A 918-nucleotide genomic window follows, 5' to 3' on the forward strand; every position below is an offset into this window, starting at 1 on the left:
TCCCGGACGAGGTGCTCGCGGTGGTCACCGGACCCGCGCGGGCCGTGCTGACCGCCGAGCGGATCGGGGCTCAACTTCGTGCAGCGGATGTCGGGCATCGCGACCCTCACGAGCCGGTACGTCGCCGCCGTCGCCCACACGGGTGCGCGCATCGTCGACACCCGCAAGACGACGCCGGGACTCCGCGCGATCGAGCGGCAGGCGGTCCGCGACGGCGGCGGCCACAATCACCGGTTCTCGCTGTCGGATGCCGTGATGGCGAAGGACAACCACCTCGCCGTGCTCGCGGCCTCCGGTCTGCCGCTCACGCAGGCCCTGGAGAGCGCGATCGCGCGCCTCCCGCACACGACACACGTGGAGGTCGAGGTCGACCGCCTCGATCAGATCGACGCCGTCCTCGCGGCCGGGGTCGACACCATCATGCTCGACAACTTCTCGCTCGACGACCTGCGCGCGGGCGTCGAGAAGATCGCCGGGAGCGCCGTCGTCGAGGCCTCCGGGGGCGTGACGCTCAACACGGTGCGCGCGATCGCCGAGACGGGTGTCGACGTCATCTCGGTGGGCGCGCTCACCCACTCCGCACCCGCCCTCGACCTCGGTCTCGACATCCGCATCCGCACGACGTGAGCCTCTACCTCGACAACGCCGCGACGACCCCGGTCCGCCCCGAGGTCGTCGCGGCGATGGCGCCGTACCTCACCCGGTGGTTCGGCAACCCGTCGAGTCATCACGAGGTCGGCGAGGCCGCGGCATCCGCTCTCGAAGACGCCCGCGCGCGCGTGGCCGCGATCCTCGGGATGCGGTCGGGCGACGTCGTCTTCACCTCGGGCGGCACGGAGTCGAACAACACCGCGATCAAGGGGCTCGTGCTCGGCTCCCTTCCGCGCGGCAAGAAGCACTTGGTCACCACAGCGATCG

Annotated in this window: 1 protein-coding gene and 1 pseudogene; both read left to right on the forward strand. The window is 71.4% G+C overall.

Features of this window, described 5'->3' with window-relative positions; translation table 11 throughout:
• Positions 1-627 (forward strand): annotated as a pseudogene (gene nadC, locus I5G_RS23415) (carboxylating nicotinate-nucleotide diphosphorylase); the annotation flags it as partial.
• 56 nt (positions 628-683) lie between these two features.
• A partial coding sequence (locus tag I5G_RS23420; RefSeq protein ID WP_239642567.1) for an aminotransferase class V-fold PLP-dependent enzyme occupies positions 684-918 on the forward strand: 235 nt, incomplete at its 3' end.

Origin of the sequence: Microbacterium sp. B19 (assembly GCF_000333395.1) — a bacterium.
Classification (GTDB): domain Bacteria; phylum Actinomycetota; class Actinomycetes; order Actinomycetales; family Microbacteriaceae; genus Microbacterium.